Origin of the sequence: Streptomyces aurantiacus, from assembly GCF_027107535.1 — a bacterium.
GTDB lineage: Bacteria > Actinomycetota > Actinomycetes > Streptomycetales > Streptomycetaceae > Streptomyces.
Genome location: NZ_CP114283.1, coordinates 310,429 through 327,164, shown reverse-complemented (window position 1 = coordinate 327,164; position 16,736 = coordinate 310,429). Strand labels below are relative to the sequence as shown.

15 protein-coding genes are annotated in these 16,736 nt (G+C 72.2%); 5 read left to right on the top strand and 10 right to left on the bottom strand.

The annotated features are described in order from the left end of the window. The first annotated feature begins 41 nt into the window (after nt 1-41). The 3 genes from O1Q96_RS03145 (at nt 42) to O1Q96_RS03135 (ending at nt 3,043) form a co-directional block, all read left to right on the top strand. Nucleotides 42-1,397, top strand: coding sequence for an aspartate aminotransferase family protein (locus tag O1Q96_RS03145; protein ID WP_269246749.1), 1,356 nt, complete (start codon nt 42-44; stop codon nt 1,395-1,397). Between the two features lie 101 nt (nt 1,398-1,498). After that, nucleotides 1,499-2,230: a GntR family transcriptional regulator gene (locus O1Q96_RS03140; RefSeq protein WP_269253449.1), complete on the top strand. Its 732-nt coding sequence runs from the start codon at nt 1,499-1,501 to the stop codon at nt 2,228-2,230. A 162-nt stretch (nt 2,231-2,392) separates the two neighbouring features. After that, the gene (locus O1Q96_RS03135; protein WP_217458304.1) at nt 2,393-3,043 is read left to right on the top strand and encodes a hypothetical protein; all 651 of its coding nucleotides are present in this window, start codon (nt 2,393-2,395) and stop codon (nt 3,041-3,043) included. Between the two features lie 80 nt (nt 3,044-3,123). On the opposite strand, the gene O1Q96_RS03130 is transcribed toward O1Q96_RS03135, so the two are convergent. Together O1Q96_RS03130 and O1Q96_RS03125 are read right to left on the bottom strand one after the other, a co-directional pair. Next, complete coding sequence (locus O1Q96_RS03130; protein WP_269246748.1) at nt 3,124-3,414, bottom strand: hypothetical protein; 291 nt, start codon at nt 3,412-3,414, stop codon at nt 3,124-3,126. Between the two features lie 304 nt (nt 3,415-3,718). Further along, nucleotides 3,719-5,005: an adenylosuccinate synthase gene (locus O1Q96_RS03125; protein ID WP_269246747.1), complete on the bottom strand. Its 1,287-nt coding sequence runs from the start codon at nt 5,003-5,005 to the stop codon at nt 3,719-3,721. A 199-nt stretch (nt 5,006-5,204) separates the two neighbouring features. Between O1Q96_RS03125 and O1Q96_RS03120 the strand changes: the two genes are divergently transcribed. Further along, entirely contained in the window at nt 5,205-6,071 is an 867-nt protein-coding gene (locus O1Q96_RS03120) for a diacylglycerol kinase family protein (protein ID WP_269246746.1), read from the top strand. A gap of 368 nt (nt 6,072-6,439) precedes the next feature. On the opposite strand, the gene O1Q96_RS03115 is transcribed toward O1Q96_RS03120, so the two are convergent. From O1Q96_RS03115 to O1Q96_RS03080, 8 genes are all read right to left on the bottom strand, one after another. Further along, nucleotides 6,440-7,666: a cytochrome P450 gene (locus O1Q96_RS03115; protein ID WP_269246745.1), complete on the bottom strand. Its 1,227-nt coding sequence runs from the start codon at nt 7,664-7,666 to the stop codon at nt 6,440-6,442. Nucleotides 7,667-7,859: 193 nt separating this feature from the next. Beyond that, nucleotides 7,860-8,525, bottom strand: coding sequence for a response regulator (locus O1Q96_RS03110; RefSeq protein WP_217458299.1), 666 nt, complete (start codon nt 8,523-8,525; stop codon nt 7,860-7,862). Continuing rightward, nucleotides 8,522-9,868, bottom strand: coding sequence for a sensor histidine kinase (locus O1Q96_RS03105; protein ID WP_269246744.1), 1,347 nt, complete (start codon nt 9,866-9,868; stop codon nt 8,522-8,524). The genes O1Q96_RS03110 and O1Q96_RS03105 overlap by 4 nt, the downstream gene beginning before the upstream one ends. 161 nt (nt 9,869-10,029) lie before the next feature. After that, nucleotides 10,030-10,704 (bottom strand): response regulator, encoded by a 675-nt coding sequence (locus O1Q96_RS03100; RefSeq protein ID WP_269246743.1) that lies wholly within the window; start codon nt 10,702-10,704, stop codon nt 10,030-10,032. Continuing rightward, on the bottom strand, nt 10,701-12,110 hold the full coding sequence (locus O1Q96_RS03095; RefSeq protein WP_269253448.1) for a sensor histidine kinase: 1,410 nt from the start codon (nt 12,108-12,110) through the stop codon (nt 10,701-10,703). Before O1Q96_RS03095 ends, O1Q96_RS03100 begins: the two co-directional genes overlap by 4 nt. Nucleotides 12,111-12,291: 181 nt before the next feature. Continuing rightward, nucleotides 12,292-13,491, bottom strand: a complete 1,200-nt coding sequence (locus tag O1Q96_RS03090) for an acyltransferase family protein (protein WP_269246742.1) — start codon at nt 13,489-13,491, stop codon at nt 12,292-12,294. Continuing rightward, the gene (locus O1Q96_RS03085) at nt 13,484-14,515 is read right to left on the bottom strand and encodes an alpha/beta hydrolase (RefSeq protein WP_419586416.1); all 1,032 of its coding nucleotides are present in this window, start codon (nt 14,513-14,515) and stop codon (nt 13,484-13,486) included. The genes O1Q96_RS03090 and O1Q96_RS03085 overlap by 8 nt, the downstream gene beginning before the upstream one ends. 357 nt (nt 14,516-14,872) lie before the next feature. After that, entirely contained in the window at nt 14,873-15,739 is an 867-nt protein-coding gene (locus tag O1Q96_RS03080) for an alpha/beta hydrolase (RefSeq protein WP_269246741.1), read from the bottom strand. 318 nt (nt 15,740-16,057) lie between these two features. Here O1Q96_RS03080 and O1Q96_RS03075 point away from each other — a divergent pair, with 318 nt between their 5' ends. After that, the gene (locus tag O1Q96_RS03075; protein ID WP_269246740.1) at nt 16,058-16,684 is read left to right on the top strand and encodes a TetR/AcrR family transcriptional regulator; all 627 of its coding nucleotides are present in this window, start codon (nt 16,058-16,060) and stop codon (nt 16,682-16,684) included. Nucleotides 16,685-16,736: the final 52 nt, after the last annotated feature.

The window sequence follows — 16,736 nt, the reverse complement described above, 5'->3', positions numbered from 1 at the left end:
CCGATGTCGCGTCCGCACCCGCGACACCTACGCTCGGGCGCATGACCCCTCAGCCCAATCCCCAGGCCGGCGCCGCCGTGAAGGCCGCGGACCGTGCGCACGTGTTCCACTCCTGGTCAGCGCAGGAGCTCATCGACCCGCTCGCCGTCGCCGGTGCGGAGGGGGCCTACTTCTGGGACTACGACGGCAAGCGGTACCTGGACTTCACCAGCGGGCTCGTCTTCACGAACATCGGGTACCAGCACCCGAAGGTCGTCGCCGCGATCCAGGAGCAGGCCGGGAAGATGACCACCTTCGCGCCCGCCTTCGCCGTCGAGGCACGGTCGGAGGCGGCACGGCTGATCGCCGAGCGGACACCGGGCGACCTGGACAAGATCTTCTTCACCAACGGCGGGGCCGAGGCCGTCGAGAACGCCACCCGGATGGCCAAGCTGCACACCGGCCGCCCGAAGGTGCTGAGCGCCTACCGCTCGTACCACGGGGCCACCGCCGCCGCGATCAACCTCACCGGCGACCCGCGCCGCTGGCCGAACGACAGCGGCACGGCCGGGGTGGTGCGCTTCTGGGCGCCCTTCCTCTACCGCTCCCCCTTCCACGCCGAGACCGAGCAGCAGGAGTGCGAGCGCGCGCTCCAGCACCTGGCCGACACCATCGCCTTCGAGGGACCGGCCACCATCGCCGCGATCATCCTGGAGACGATTCCGGGCACGGCGGGGATCATGATCCCGCCCCCGGGCTACCTGGAGGGCGTCCGCGCGCTCTGCGACGAGTACGGCATCGTCTTCGTCCTGGACGAGGTCATGGCCGGCTTCGGGCGGACGGGCCACTGGTTCGCCGCCGACCACTCCGGCGTGGTCCCGGACCTGATGACCTTCGCGAAGGGCGTGAACTCGGGATACGTGCCGCTCGGCGGTGTCGCCATCTCCGAGGCCGTCGCCGAGACCTTCGCGCGCCGCCCCTACCCCGGCGGACTCACCTACTCCGGGCACCCCCTCGCCTGCGCCGCCGCCGTCGCGACCCTGAACGTGATGGAGGAGGAGGGCGTCGTCGAGCACGCCGCCCGGATCGGCGAGAACGTCCTCGGCCCCGGGCTGCGCGAGCTCGCGGAGCGCCACCCGAGCGTCGGCGAGGTGCGCGGCACCGGTGTCTTCTGGGCCCTTGAACTCGTACGGGACAAGGAGACCCGCGAACCCCTCGTCCCCTACAACCCGGCGGGCGAGGCGAACGCCCCCATGGCGGCCTTCGGCGCGGCGGCCAAGGCCCACGGCCTGTGGCCCTTCATCAACATGAACCGCACCCACGTCGTGCCGCCCTGCAACATCACGGAGGCGGAGGCCAAGGAGGGTCTGGCCGCACTCGACGCGGCCCTCTCCGTGGCGGACGAGCACACCGTCTAGCGCAGAGACAATGTGATCCGGATGGCCCTGCCCCGAACGCGTAAGGTGACTGGCTCGTAGACATGAGCGAGTACTTACCCGATCGGGGGAGGAACCTGACGATGCCCGGCACCGGCAGCGGCAATGGCGCCGTCACCCGCAGCACCCTGCGGCAGCAGATCGCGGACGCGCTCCGCGACGAGGTGCTGGCCGGACGCCTCCAGCCGGGCCAGGAGTTCACGGTCAAGGAGATCGCCGAGCAGTACGGCGTCTCCGCGACCCCCGTCCGCGAGGCCCTGGTCGACCTGTCGGCACAGGGCCTCCTGGACGCGGACCAGCATCGCGGGTTCCGCGTCCACGAGTACTCGCTGGACGACTACCGGGGCATGATCGAGGCCCGCACCCTGGTCACGGAGAGCATCTTCCACGGGCTGCTGGACCCGGCGGCCACCACCACCCGCGGCGCCCGCGCCGTGCTCGCCACCCGCACCGACGACCCGCGCACCGCCGCCGCGCTCGCCGGGGTGCGCCGCCGCGGCGAGGAGGCCCAGCGGGCCGCCGCGGCGGGCGACCTGAACATCCTCATCGGCTACGACCTGCGCTTCTGGCGCGAGCTCAGCGGCCTGTTCGGCAACGTCCACCTCGCCGACTTCCTGCACCGGCTGCGCGTCCAGTCGTGGGTGTGCGCGGTCCAGCACCTGCGCAGGGTCGAGAACCTGCGCGGTCATCTGTGGGCCGAGCACACGGACCTCGTGGACGCCCTCACGCGCCGGGACGTCGCAGCCGCGCACGCGATCGTCACGGCGTACAACGTCCACTCGCTGGCACTGATCGAGCGGCTGGCGCAGGGCTGAGACCCGGGGGCCGCCAGTACGTCGGCGCCACCTCGGCGGTACGTATGCAGTACGGGTGCGGTCGGCGGGCGAGTGTGGGGTATCAGACCCGCACGAGGGGGACCGACCGCGCTTCCACCCATTACGCTTCCTGGACCACCGTGCTACGCGAGGAGCTCTCAGTTGGCCTGTGACCTGTGGCTGGTCCCGCTCGTCGACGTGTTGTGCCACACCCCCGACAACCCCTTCGCCGAGGAACTCGCGCTCTACGACAAGGTTCTGGGCGAGGCCGGACTTCCGCCGGTGCCGGTCTACGCGTACATGCCCGGGCTCTCCGGTGATGTGGCGCCGGTCGCGGGCTTCGACTACGACGCGCTGCACTTCCTGCGCCGCGCGTACCTGTTGCAGGTGTGCGGACTGGCGGTGACTCCGGTCGACGAGCTGGGCGGCGACTACGAGCAGCTGCTGGAGATGTTCGACACGACGGCCCAGCAGTCCCACCTGGTCTGGCACTACGACCACGCGGGCGCGTATGTGCCGGTCGACTTCCCGCATCCGCTGTCGAGCGACGAACTCCTCGCCGGGGGCGGCCCGTTGGGATCGTCCCAGACCCTGCTGCGCGAGCTGGAGTTCGTCGCCCCGTCGATCGGCATCGACCCCGCCAACCCGCCGCTCCCGCCCGAACCTCCCATGGCCCCGACGGAGTTGGAGGAACCGGCCGCGCCGGCACCCTTCGACTCCAGCCCGTTCGCCCGCGAGCGGCACGTGTGGCTCGGCCTGCACGCGGCGGCGACGCGCAGCCTGGCACAGGGCTCGATGATCATCTTCAGCTAGACCACCACGGTCGAGCGACGCGGGCGCCCGGCCTCGGCGGGCGGGCGTCCGCCCGCGAGGCGCAGCTGTGCCGGAGCCGGTCAGCGGAGCTGGGACAGGCCCTTCTGGAGGTCCTCGCCGTTCATGATCGGAATCATCTCGACCTCGGCGTTGAACATGGTGAAGAACGGCTCACCGGCGGGAGGCACCTCCGAGCTGTCCTTCATGTCGAGGACCAGCAGGGCCGTACGCCGTCCGCCCATGGGGCCGAAGTACGCCGCCTCGGGCTTGAGGTGGTCCATGGCCTCCTTCATGAGCTCCGGCATCTTGCCGCTGCGGATCGCCTCGTTCGACTTCTCCGTGTCCAGGGTCGCCTTGAGCAGGACGCGCATCGCACTCACCTTCTCCTGATCTCGCGGATCCACGCGCACGCGTACAGGCTCAGGATATGCCGGATATGCCGGACCCGGCAGGTTCTGGGGCCGCGCTGCCCGGCCCTGCCCGCCCCTCCCCACCGGCGGCCGCGGCGGCTCAGGAGCTCGCCGCCCCGACCGCCGGGACGGACCGGCCGCACCCCCGGGCCACCGTCACGGCGCGGCACCCACGGCTCGTCACCGGCAGCACCCACGGGCCGCCCAGCACGACGCCCCCGGCCGACCGAAGCCGACCGGGGGCGCGAAAGCCCTGCTGAACCGCCTACTTGAGGAACGAGTTGATCTCGATCGTCTCGGTCCGGCCGGGGCCGACGCCGATCGCGGAGATCGGCGCGCCCGACATCTCCTCCAGCGCCTTCACGTAGTCCTGCGCGTTCTTCGGCAGGTCGGCGAAGGTCTTGGCCTTGGTGATGTCCTCGGACCAGCCCGGCAGCATCTCGTAGACCGGCTTCGCGTGGTGGAAGTCCGTCTGCGAGTACGGAAGTTCCTCGACGCGCTTGCCGTCGATCTCGTACGCCACGCAGACCGGGATCTGCTCCCAGCCGGTGAGGACGTCGAGCTTGGTGAGGAAGAAGTCCGTCAGGCCGTTGACGCGTGTCGCGTACCGGGCGATGACCGCGTCGAACCAGCCGCAGCGACGGTCACGGCCGGTGGTGACACCGCGCTCGTGGCCGATGCGGCGCAGCGCCTCGCCGTCCTCGTCGAAGAGCTCCGTCGGGAACGGGCCCGCGCCGACCCGGGTCGTGTACGCCTTGAGGATGCCGATGACCCGGCTGATCTTCGTCGGACCCACGCCGGAGCCCGTGCAGGCGCCGCCCGCGGTCGGGTTCGACGACGTCACGAAGGGGTACGTGCCGTGATCGATGTCCAGCAGCGTGCCCTGGCCGCCCTCGAAGAGGACCACCTTGTCGTCCTCGAGGGCCTTGTTGAGCACGAGAACCGTGTCGGCGACGTACGGGCGCAGCTTCTCCGCGTACGTCAGCAGTTCCTCGACCACCTGCTCCGCCTCGATGGCCCGGCGGTTGAAGACCTTGGTGAGGAGCTGGTTCTTGCCGTCGAGGGCCGCCTCGACCTTCTGCGTCAGGATCGACTCGTCGTACAGATCCTGTACGCGGATGCCGACGCGGTTGATCTTGTCGGCGTAGGTCGGGCCGATGCCCCGGCCGGTCGTGCCGATCTTCCGCTTACCGAGGAAGCGTTCCGTCACCTTGTCCACCGTCACGTTGTAAGGCGTGATGATGTGCGCGTTTCCGCTGATGAGGAGTTTGGAGGTGTCGACGCCTCGCTCGTTCAGTCCGTTCAGCTCGGAGAACAGGACCGACGGGTCGACGACGACTCCGTTACCGATGACCGGAGTACACCCCGGCGAGAGGATTCCGGAAGGGAGGAGGTGGAGGGCGTACTTCTGATCGCCCACGACTACCGTATGACCGGCGTTGTTGCCGCCCTGGTAGCGCACCACATAGTCCACGGATCCACCGAGCAGGTCGGTGGCCTTTCCCTTGCCTTCGTCACCCCACTGAGCACCGAGCAGCACAAGTGCGGGCACGCGCGTACACCCCTTCCGGGCGGGGCATGTCCAAGGTCGGGGGCGTACGCGGCTGATTCTGGTACGGCTGCGTACGCCGGCGACCACCTTTGGCCGCGACCGTCGGACCGGATGCCCCGGAATAGACGAAGCCCCTGGCGCAATAGCGCAAGGGGCTCTTGCACAAAGATGCTACCCGAGGAAGCGAGGCAGGACCGAGGTGTCGACTTCCGACCAGCTCCTGGTGGTCATCGACCCGGTCGCCCGTCACGGTGACGGTGAGGCGGTACGGATCGCGAAAGACGTGCTCAGCGCGGGTGCGACGACGAAAGTGTGCCTCCCCGACGGACCCGAGGAATTCGATCGGGTGCTCGCCCGGAGGGGCTCGCGGCGGCCTGTCGTGATCGGGGACGACCGGGCGCTTCTGCGTGCTGTGTCCCTTTTGCACCGGCGGCGCGAGTTGGCCGGATGTGCGCTGTCCCTGGTGCCGGTGGGCATGAGCAGCGGGGCCCTGACCCTCTCGCGGGCCCTCGGGGTGCCCATGGGGGCCGTCGCGGCGGCGCGGGCCGTGCTCGACGGGGCCGAGCGGCGGCTCGACCTGCTGGTCGACGACAGTGACGGGGTGGTGCTGGGCGCTCTGCGGATTCCGCCGCTGGGCCGGGGTGCCGGTGGCGGCCCGGCCGGGGCGGGTTCCCCGGAGGAGGCAGGCGCGCACCACCATCCCTGGCTCCGCACCTGCCAGTCCCTCGTCCGCACGCTCGCGGCACGGCCCGCCCGGGCCGCGACGGCTTCCGCGCCCGGGCCCACCCGGCTGCGGGTCGAGGTCGACGGGGTGACGCTGGTCGATCTGGACCAGCCAGTGGAGGCCGTGTCGATCACTCCGGGGAGCAGCGGCGGTGGCGCCCGGATCCAGGTCCGGCCCGCCTCGGTCGGCGCGGAGGCGGCGCCGCTGGAGGCCACGGCCAGGACCATCACCGTGTCCGGCGCGGACTTCCGCTACCGGGCGGACGCGGTGGTCGGCGGCCCCGTCCGCACCCGGACGTGGACGGTGCGGGAGGGAGCCTGGGGGCTCATACTGCCCGGGTGAGGGGGCATGAGCGAGAGGGGTACCGCCGGACGGCGGGTGGGGCCGAGCCGGCCGGGGCGCCGGAGCTCGGCGGGGGACCGGTCCCTGCGGCAGCCGACGGGCGACCCGTCCGCGCGGCAGTCGGCGGGCGACCGGTCCGCGCTCGAGGGTGGAAAGAGAGTTGCGGCGCTGTGAGGCCGGGCGGCCGGCCACGACCCGTCGGCCGCCGGCCGTTCACATGTCCAGCTCGTTCACTCGGACCTCTGACGCCAGTGGGATCGGCTCCCCGGCCGTCGCCCTGTACGGGGTGCTCCCCACCTGGCCCCGGCCGCCTGTGCGGTGGCCGGCGCCGCCCTGCTCCCGCGGTTCCCGCGCCCCCAAGGCTGCCGTCACACCTCGACCCGCAGCCCCTCCAACCCCCGAATCACGAAGTTCGGCTTCTGCCGAGGCTCGGCCGCGAGCCGAAGCGAAGGGGCCTGTTCCAACAACGCCCCCATGGACGCGGCGAGTTCGAGACGCGCGAGCGGCGCACCGATGCAGTAGTGGATCCCCGCGCTGAACGAGATGTGCGGGTTCTCGGCGGCGGCACGCGACAGATCGAGCTCCTCCGGCCGGTCGAAGACCGCAGGGTCGTGGTTGGCGGACCCGAAGAGCAGCGCCACCTCGCTCCCCCGCGGAATCACCGTCCCGTCGACCTCGATCTCGTCCAGCACCCACCGCTCGAAGAGCTGCAACGGGGTGTCGTACCGCATCAGTTCCTCCACCGCCGTACCCACCAGCCCCCGGTCCGCGCGCAGCGCCGCCAGCTGTCGCGGATGCCGGAACAGCGCCCACCATCCGTTCACCGTGGCGTTCACCGTCGCCTCGTGCCCCGCGTTCAGCAGGAGCACGCACGTCGAGATCATCTCCTGCTCGGTGAGCCGGTCCCCCTCGTCGTACGCCTCGATCAGCCCCGAGATCAGGTCGTCGCCGGGCTCCTTGCGCCGTACGGCGATCAGCTCCTGCAGGAACTCGGTGAACTCGACCGACGCCCGCACCGCCTTCGCCGCCGTGTCCTGCGACGGACTCAGCTCGTACATCCCGCAGATGTCCGCCGACCAGGGCCTCAACTGCGCCCGCTGCGACTCGGGAATGCCCAGCATCTCCGCGATCACCGCCACCGGAAGCGGCTCGGCGACGTCCGTCAGGAGATCACCCCCGCCCGCCGCGACCAGCTGACCGACCAGCTCGGACGCCAGCCGCTCCACGTAGGGCCGCAGCCGCTCGACCGTCCGCGGGGTGAACGCCTTCGACACCAGCCGCCTGATCCGGGTGTGGTCCGGCGGCTCCAGGTCGAGCATCCCGTGGTCGTTCAGCACGTGGAACGGCTCGTGCTCGGCCGGTGGCGCCGTCCGCCCGAAGTCCTCGTGCGTGAAACGGTGCTGGTACGTCCGCCCCAGCCGCCGGTCCCGCAGCAACGCCGACACGTCCGCGTGGTGCGGCACCAGCCACTGGTCGGTGGGCTCGTAGTAGTGGACCCGGCCCTGGGCACGCAGCTCGGCGTACGCGGGGTAGGGGTCGGCCACGAAGGCCTGGTCCCAGGGGTCGAACGCCGGCGGGATATCGGTAGCTGCCATGACCGGACGCTAACCGGAGGTGTCCCCGTCTGACCAGGCCTGTCCGTGTCCGCCGGCCTGTCCGTCGCCGCGAGGCGCTCCACCTCCACGGGGAACGGAGTGGGTGAACGGGACGGGACGGGCAGGCCCGTCGGGACGCCCGGGGAAGGAGCCGTGTGATGTCCCAGCCCCGCACTCCCGGAGGGGCTCCCCGTCAGCCCGGTGTCACCAGGCGGGCCTCGTACGCGAACACCGCTGCCTGCGTGCGGTCCCGCAGACCCAGTTTCACGAGGATGCGGCTCACGTGGGTCTTGATGGTGGAGTCCGCGACGACCAGGCGGCCGGCTATCTCCGCGTTGGACAGGCCCTGGGCGATGAGGACCAGCACCTCCGTCTCCCGGTCGGTCAGATCCCCGTACGCCGCGTGGGCGGTCGCCGAGAGGCGGGGTTCGTCGGAGATTTTCGAGAACTCCGTGATCAGCCGCTTCGTCACCGAGGGCGCCAGCAGCGCCTCACCGGCCGCGACCACCCGCACCCCGTCCGCGAGCTGCCGGGCCGAGGCGTCCTTCAGGAGGAAGCCCGACGCCCCGGCGCGCAGCGCCTGGTACACGTACTCGTCGAGGTCGAACGTCGTCAGCACGAGCACCTTCGCCGCGCCGTCCGCCGCCACGATCGCTCGTGTCGCCTCGATGCCGTTCATCTCGGGCATCCGGATGTCCATCAGGACGACGTCCGGCGCGAGCTCCCGGACCCGGTCGACGGCCTCCCGGCCGTTGACCGCCTCGCCGACGACCTCGATGTCCGGCATCGCGCCGAGCAGCACCGAGAACCCCTCGCGGACCATCATCTGGTCGTCGGCGATCAGTACGCGGATGGTCATGCCGAATCCTCCGTCTGCACGGCCGCCGTGACCGGCAGGAAGACCTCGACCGCATAGCCCCCGTCGTCCGTCGCCTCCGCCGTCATCTCCCCGTCCAGCATCGACACTCTCTCCCTCATGCCCGTGATGCCGTGCCCGGCACCCGGTGACGGCTTGACGAGCCCGGTCGCCGGACCGTTCACGATCCGCAGTCCCAGTCCGCCGAGCACATAGCTGATCTCCACCTTGGCCGCGGCGCCCGGCGCATGGCGCAGGCTGTTGCTCAGGGCCTCCTGGACTATTCGGTAGGCGGACAGCTCGACGCCCTGGGGAAGCTCACGCACCGCGCCCGTGACCGTCCGGTCCACCTGAAGGCCTGCGTCCCGCACGTTCTCCAGGAGGCGGTCCAGGTCCGCGAGTTTGGGCTGCGGGGCGTCCGGGGCCTCGTAGTCCTCGGCCCGGACGACGCCGAGGACCCGGCGCAGCTCGGAGAGCGCGATGACGGCGTTCTCCCTGATCACCGAGAAGGCGTACTCCAGCTCCGGCGGGGGGTTCTCCACGCGGTAGGGCGCGGCCTCCGCCTGGATGGCGACGACCGACATGTGGTGCGCGACGACGTCGTGCAACTCGCGGGCGATGGTCGTGCGCTCTTCGAGAAGGGTGCGCTTGGAACGCTCGGTCGCGGTCACGGTCTGCTGGGCGGTCACCTTCCGCGCGGCGTCGTGCCGCACATGCCACACCGTGACGACCAGCAGCGCCAGGGCGCACACGAACAGGAAGGGCATCGTGTTCGTGTAGTAGTGGCTGCTCCCGAAGAAGACCTCGGTGAAGAGGCCGTAGGCCGCGGTCAGCCCCCACATCCACGCCGCCGTACGGGGCCTGGTCCGCAGCGCCACGACCGTGAGCACGACGAGGTGGGTCGCGAAGGCGCCGGGCAGCCAGGGCCAGTTGCTCCCATAGCCGTCGTCGAACAGGGCCACGACCGGTGTCATCGCGAGGGAGATCCAGAAGGCGGCGACCGGCCTGAGCAGCGTCAGCAGGATCGTGCCCATCGCGAGCGTGCCGGTCAGGAGCTGCGCGAGATCACCGCCGCCGTTGTTCGCGAGGGAGATGAGCAGTGTCACCACGCCGGCCAGTGCCACCAGGACGTGCGGGGTCCGGGTGGCCCACTCACGCAGGCGCGGCGGCAGCAGTCGGGTGATGGGGCCGTCCACACGCATCCGCGGAAGCGGGCGGACGGCGAAGGCGTTGTCGAACAGGTCCTGCCGCAGCCCTCGTGACGCGTCCATCACGAGCTGGTACTCGGGACTGCGCCGCAGGCCATCGCCTGGCGGCCTCGTCTGTGTCTGTGTCGTCTCGGTCACATACAGAACGGTAGGCCGAGGTGGGGGCAGCGGTCGTCAGCAGTGAGAAGGGTCATTCGGCCTCCCTCTCAGGTACTACGGGTATCTCCCGCGACCCTCATCGGTGGGTCCGGCGGTGGGCCGGGGCACCGGTCCGGGCGATGGCGGGGCGGGGCGGGCCCTCAGTAGCCGGTGGGGCGGACCAGCCCGCACTCGTACGCGAAGACGGCCGCCTGGGTGCGGTCCCGCAGGCCCAGCTTCACGAGGATGCGGCCGACGTGGGTCTTCACGGTCTGCTCGGCGACGAAGAGCCGCTCGGCGATCTCCGCGTTCGACAGGCCCTGCGCGATGAGGGCGAGAACCTCCGTCTCGCGCTCGGTCAGCTCGCCGACGCGCTGCTTGAGCGGGGCGCGGGGCGTGGAGTCCAGCCGGGAGAACTCCGCGATGAGACGCCGGGTGATCCCCGGCGCGAGCAGCGCGTCGCCGGCTGCCACGATCCTGACCGCCTCCGCCAGCTGGTCGGCGGACGCGTCCTTGAGCAGGAACCCGGAGGCACCCGCGCGCAGCGCCTCGTACACGTACTCGTCGAGGTCGAAGGTGGTCAGCACCAGGACTCTGATCTGCGGGGTCTCGTCGGTGATGCGGCGGGTGGCCTCGATGCCGCCGAGCTCGGGCATGCGGATGTCCATCAGGACGACGTCCGGGGTCAGTTCGGCGACCTTCGCGATCGCGTCCAGGCCGTCGACCGCCTGACCGACCACGTCGATGTCGGGCTGGGTGTTGAGCAGCACCGTGAAGCCCTGCCGGACCATCTGCTGGTCGTCGGCGATGAGTACGCGGATGCTGCCGCTCGTCATGAAGTGTCTCCGGTGGGGTTCTTGGGGGTCTTGGGGGTCTTAGGGCTCGTGGGATACGTGCGGTTCACTGGGTTCGTGGTGCCTGGGATGTTGCCGTCGAAGGCGCCTGGCGCCCGGTGTTCGGGTGCGTGGTCCCCCGGTGCGGAGCCGGTCGGCACGGCGACGCCGGAGCGGGGCAGGAACGCCGCCACCGTGAAGCCTCCGCAGGACGTCTCCACGGCCATGAGCGTGCCACCGAGCATCATCGCCCGCTCCCGCATCCCGAGCAGACCGTGTCCCGCACCGGGAGAGGGCGGGGCCGGTCTCCTCGGCGCGGAGTTGACGACCCGGATCTGCAGCCCGCGCGGGAAGTGGGTGAGCTCCACCCGCACCACGGACCCGGGCGCGTGCCGCAACACGTTGCTCAGCGCCTCCTGGACGATCCGGTACGCGGACAGCTCCACACCGGGCGCCAGGGGAAGCCGCTCGCCGCTGATCTCCGTGGTCACCGTCAGCCCGGCGGTGCGGGTGTTCTCGACCAGGACATCCAGGCGGTCGAGGGTGGGCTGCGGAGCGTGGGGGGCGGCACCGGTGCCGGGCGCGCCGAGACCGTACGGGTCGTCGGGGTTCTCCGAGCGCAGCACGCCGAGGACCCTGCGCAGCTCGGTGAGCGCCTCCAGGGCGTTCTGCCGGATGCCGTCGAGGTTCTCCCTCAGCTCGTCGGAGGGGTTGTCCACCAGGTGCGGGGCGACCTGGGCCTGGATGGAGATGACCGACATGTGGTGGGCGACCACGTCGTGCAGTTCGCGGGCGATGCGGTTGCGCTCCTCCAGGAGGGTGCGGCGGGAGCGCTCCTCGGCGGTCAGGGACTCCTGCTCGACGAGCTGGGTGCGGGCCTCGCGGTTGCCGCGCACGGCGGTGCCGAGGAGGACCGCGACGGCGAACACGGAGACCGCCAGCAGGCCCGTGCCCGAGTAGGGCCCTCCGCCCAGGACGCCCTGGACGAACGCCGTGATCAGCCCGGTGATCGTCAGCACCGCGAGGGCCACACTGGCGGGCATCCGCAGCGCGAGCAGAAGGAGGATGAAGGCGTGCGCGATGATCGCGGGCCCGAGCCAGGGCCAGTTGGGACCGGGCGCAACCATGTCCGCCATGTTCGACCGCGCGGCCACCGCGACCACGAAGGCCGCGGACAGCGAGAGCCACCACGCCGGAACGGGCCGCCACAGGGCGAGTACGAGGGCCACGCCCTGCGCCGTCCCGGCCAGCAGGCCGAACTCGACGTCCAGCCGGTACGCGGCGCTCATCGCGTCGGTGCGGAGCCCGACGCCGAGAGCGATCAGGCAGATCACGACGTGCGGCAGCCGGCGCAGCCAACGGGGACGGGACAGCGGCGGCAGGGGCGCCCCACCGGACGTCAGTCCCACCAGCAGGGCGCGCAGAACGCCGCGGACGCGACCGGCGCGGATCGGGCGCGCGGGGCCGGGGCCATTGTCGGCGGTCTCGGAGCGGGCGGGCAGCGGCGCGACGGGACGGGGGCCGGAGGGTGGGGCCGGGCAGGGGTCGTCCGTCCGGGCGTCGTTCGCGTCGTCGTCCACGCCGTCAACCCTAGGCACGGCGGGCCTCCTTCGATTCCACGGCGACGCGGTGGGTGCGCACGACGCGTGACGGACGGCGGGTTCGGCGGACTCGGCGGCGGTGCCCCTGTTCGTAGGAGCGGAAGGCGGCCCAGCACACGGACAGGGCGAGGGCGAAGACCGGGAGCCAGGCGAGGCGGAACGCCACCCAGCCGAGGTCGTCGGGGGTGGTGTGCAGGCCGGGGAGGCGGCCCGCGAGGAGGCCGGTCGCGGTGACCGACATCAGTGCCGTCTGGTGCCACAGGAAGATGGTCATCGCGGAGAGGTTGACGAGCGCCACCCCCGCCCAGAGCACGGGTCGTCGCATCGCCCGCCGCAGCGGGTCGCGCAGGAGCAGGGCGAGGCCGCACTGGGCCAGGCCGAAGGTGACAGCTGCCAGGGTCGGCGGGTCGAGGTTGGACACCGCGGCGCCTGGGACCCCGACCATCGACGCGGGGTAGCCGCCCCACGCAACCAGCACGGCCGTCGTCACCGCTCCTCCCGTGAGCAGCACCCAGCCGGAACGCCGGGTCAGCTCGCCCCGGGTCCAGGCCGCGCCCAGGGTGTAGGGCACCAGCCAGCCGGCTGCCACGCTCACCCAGCCGAGCCAGGGCGGGCCGCCGAGTCCGAACCGGATGAGATCCACATGGAGAACGACGGCCAGCGGCCACAGCGGGTTGATCCGCGTCACCAGCGGGGTCAGTGTCGTCAGCGCGGCGAAGACCAGCAGGAACCAGAGCGGGGACAGGACCAGCTTCAGCAGCGCGTGCACCGTCTTCAGGTCGGCGCCCGTCACGAGCAGGCCGACGGTGGCCACGGCCCACAGCCCGACGACGGCCGCCACCGGCTTGAAGAGCCGGGACAGGCGCGTACCGAGCCAGCGTCCGTACGTCGTGCCGCGGGCCCGCGCCGACCCGTAGCTCCTGGTCGCGACGTGCCCGCCCACCAGGAAGAACACGGCCAGTGTCTGGAAGACCCAGGAGACGGGCGCCAGCCACGGCATGTGCGCCAGCGGGCTGGACGTGCGCAGGGTGCCGCCGTCGGCGACCAGGGCGGTGACGAGCCAGTGACCCAGTACGACGCCGAGTATCGCGAAGGCGCGCAGGGCGTCGACGCTGCGGTCCCGGTCCGCGGGCGTCGCCGCGTCGATCCGCTTCGCTGCGGCGCCCAGGCGCCGTATCACCTCACGCACGGGTCACCGCCGATGTCTCGCCGAGGACGATCCGGGCGAGGTTGTCCAGGGACACCGAGCCCGGCCTGAGGTAGTCGCTGTGGCCGCCGCCGCCCGCCGCGAACACCCGGGCGCCGAAGGCCGGGGACACGGGGTCGGTGCCGAAGCCGATCGTCGTGCCGAAGAGGTCGGCCTCGGTGTGCGGGACGCCGGCGATCCAGTCGTCGGCGCCGCGGCCCGCCCAGACCCGGGCCTTCGTGCGGAGGCCGGCCGCGGACTCTGCGCCGGTGCCGGGGCTGCCGAAGAACACGAGGTCGGAGACGCCGGGGCCGCTCGCCGCACGGGCGCACACGACCGTCCCGTACGAGTGGCAGAGCAGGGAAATCCCGGCGCGCCCGTTCACAGTCCTCAACTCGGCTGTGAACTCACGCAGTTCGGGTGCCGCCTGCTCGGCCCGGCCCGGGGTGAGCACCTCGGGGCTGATCGTGCCGGGCGTCTCGTAGCCGAGCCAGGCGACCACCGCGGCACGTGCCCCGAGCCTCCGGTGCAGGGCGAGGGCGCCCTCACGGAAGCGGTCGTACGTGTCCAGGGTCGTGTCGGAGCCGGGCACGATGACCGCCACGTGGTCGGCCTCCGCAAGGTCGCCGAACACCTCTACGGCGAGGCCGGAACCGCGGGCGTCGAAGGAGAGGAAGTCCCGGGACGGGCTCGCCATGGCACGGACCGCGGCCGCCCGGCCCCGGTCTCCGTGGTCCGCGGCCATCCGGGAGGCCTCTTGGGCGTTCGCCCGGTTCGCCGTGTACACCCTGTCCAGCGTCGACGCGGTGACCGTGCCGACGCGGGCCGGGGCGGGAGCCGGTATCTCCGGATGCACCGCCGCGGCGGAGACCGGGACGACCACGGCGGCCGTGACCAGCGCGGCGAGCAGTCCGCGCCGCAGCCTGCCCCAGCCGGCCGGCCGCCGCAGCCGCCTCAGCGGCGGCTCCGACGTCAGCTCCGGCCACGGCTCCGGTGACGAATCCCGTGCTGACGGGTCCGTCGCCACCCGAGCGGCGTCCGCGGGCGCTCGCGTCGCGGTCTCCCCCGCTCTCCCCCACAGCCCCATGCCCCGCCCCCGTCCAGTCCGCCCGCCCATCGGGCCTCACTGGAAAGGAAGTTACGAATCCGGGCTCGTGGTCGGCGTCCCGCCAGGGAGCTCACCTGAGAGGTAGCTCTCAGGTACTACGGGTATCACCGTGACCGGCGAAGGGGCGGCAGCCGGCCCGCTGGCCGGTGAACCTCCGACTGACTGCGCACCCGGGCAGGTGAAGCCGCAGGAAGCGGGTGATGGCAGGGGGCAGGTGAAGCCGCCCGGCGGCGGACGAAGCCGCAAGGGCCCGCGGGCCCCGCGCGCGCCGCCCTCCTACCAGGCCAGCTGTGCGATCTCCTCCGCCACCACCGCGCACGCGTCCGCCGCCGGGTCGATCAGCGGGAAGTGGCCCACGTCCTCCAGGAGCGTCAGCCCCACCACCTCGCCGGCCTTCGCCGCCGCGTCCGCGTACGCCTCGGCGACCGCCTGCGGCACGACCGTGTCCGTCCTGCCCTGCACCAGCGTCGTGGCGATGCCCGTCGGGAGGAGCAGGGCCGGATCGGCGTACGGCTGCCGTTCCTCGAACTTCGCCTCGCCGCCCAGGAGTTGGAGAGACGCTCCGGAACAGACGTCCAGTTTCTCCGCGACCGTGAAGTCGGCGATCGGGGCGAGTGCCACCACACCGCGCAGCGGGGCGGGCCGGCCCAGGTACCAGGGCGCGTCGGCCGGCAGCAGGTGGCGCGCGGCGGCCCAGAGGGCCAGCTGGCCGCCCGCCGAGTGACCGGTGACCACCGTGCGGCGCGCGTCGGCCCCCGGCAGGGCCTCCCGCACGAGACCCGGCATCGCGTCGAGTGCCGCCGCGACGTCGTCGAAGGTGTCGGGCCAGCGCCCCGCGACCGGACCCGTTCCGCCCTGCGCCGGGATCGTGCTGCCGCGCCGGTACTCGACGTTGGCGACGGCGAAGCCCCGCCTGGCCAGGAAGTCCGCGAACGGAGTGATGTGCCGCCGGTCGTACGGGGCCCGCCAGGCGCCGCCGTGCAGGACGACGACGAGCGGGGCCGACTCCTCGCCGCCGCGCGGGGCGTAGAAGTCGACGACCTGGTCGGGGTGGTCGCCGTACGCGGCGGTGGCGTCGGGGTCGACGGGCGGGTGCGAGAAGGCCGACTCCTCCTCCGCGGCGTCGCGGGCGTCGTCCGGCATGCTCGAACCTCTCAGCGGTGCGGTGTGCGTTCCCCGGGCACGTGAGCTCCGGGAGCTCCCGGTCAACACATGCCGGGGCGCGGGTCGTTGGCGGGACGGTATCAGGCCGGTGACGTGCGTCAACACGAGGCCGTAACGCTCGGTGAAGGGCAAACGGTCCTGCTGTTCCGTTACGCTGGTCGAGCACCGCGCAACCCGCCACGAAACGCCGCGCCCCATCCACGGGACACCGTTCCCCGCCCACGGGACACAGTTCCCCGCCCATGAGACGCCGTCCCCGCCCGCGCAATACCGTCGACGCCCGCGCAAGGAGCCCGCATGACCGGACCGGCCGAGGCCGAGCCCGAGCCCGGCACCGTCCGTCCCGGCGGCCGTACCGCCCGGGTCCGTACGGCCGTGCTGCGGGCCGCCGGGGACGTACTGGCCGAGCAGGGGTTCGCCCATCTCGACCTGGCCGACGTGGCCCGGCGCGCCGAGGTGGGCAAGACGACCGTGTACCGGCGCTGGGGTTCGGTCACCGGCCTCGTCGCCGACCTGCTCGGCGACATGGCCGAGCAGTCGCTGCCCCGAACCGATACGGGCACCGTGCTCGGCGATCTGCGCGCCAACGCCGCGCTGGTGCGTCGTACGCTCGCCGATCCCCGCCAGGGGGCGCTGTTCCGGGCGGTGATCGCCGCCGCGACGTGCGACCGGCGCACCGCGGAAGCCCTGCGGCACTTCTACGACGTACGCGTCGCGGAGTGGGCTCCGTGCGTCGAACAGGCCGTCACCCGGGGGGAGTTGCCCCCGAGGACGGACCCGTCCGCGGTCGTGCGGGCGGTGTCCGCACCGCTGTACTACGCGCTGCTCACCACCGGGGTGGCGCCGGGGACGGCCGACGCCGAGCGCGCCGCGGAGGCGGCGGTCGCCGCGGCGGCGGCCGGGGTGTTCGTCGCCGGGCCGTGAACGGGCGAGGGCGCCCGGGGAGTCCTCGCCCCCGGCGCCCTTACCTTTCCCG

Bases quoted from the DNA above. Each gene is read 5' to 3' on its own strand.
- O1Q96_RS03145 (WP_269246749.1), top strand. From the start codon at position 42: ATGACCCCTCAGCCCAATCCCCAGGCCGGCGCCGCCGTGAAGGCCGCG.
- O1Q96_RS03140 (WP_269253449.1), top strand. From the start codon at position 1,499: ATGCCCGGCACCGGCAGCGGCAATGGCGCCGTCACCCGCAGCACCCTG.
- O1Q96_RS03130 (WP_269246748.1), bottom strand. From the start codon at position 3,414: ATGCGCGTCCTGCTCAAGGCGACCCTGGACACGGAGAAGTCGAACGAG.
- O1Q96_RS03115 (WP_269246745.1), bottom strand. From the start codon at position 7,666: ATGGCAGCTACCGATATCCCGCCGGCGTTCGACCCCTGGGACCAGGCC.
- O1Q96_RS03110 (WP_217458299.1), bottom strand. From the start codon at position 8,525: ATGACCATCCGCGTACTGATCGCCGACGACCAGATGATGGTCCGCGAG.
- O1Q96_RS03100 (WP_269246743.1), bottom strand. From the start codon at position 10,704: ATGACGAGCGGCAGCATCCGCGTACTCATCGCCGACGACCAGCAGATG.
- O1Q96_RS03080 (WP_269246741.1), bottom strand. From the start codon at position 15,739: ATGCCGGACGACGCCCGCGACGCCGCGGAGGAGGAGTCGGCCTTCTCG.
- O1Q96_RS03075 (WP_269246740.1), top strand. From the start codon at position 16,058: ATGACCGGACCGGCCGAGGCCGAGCCCGAGCCCGGCACCGTCCGTCCC.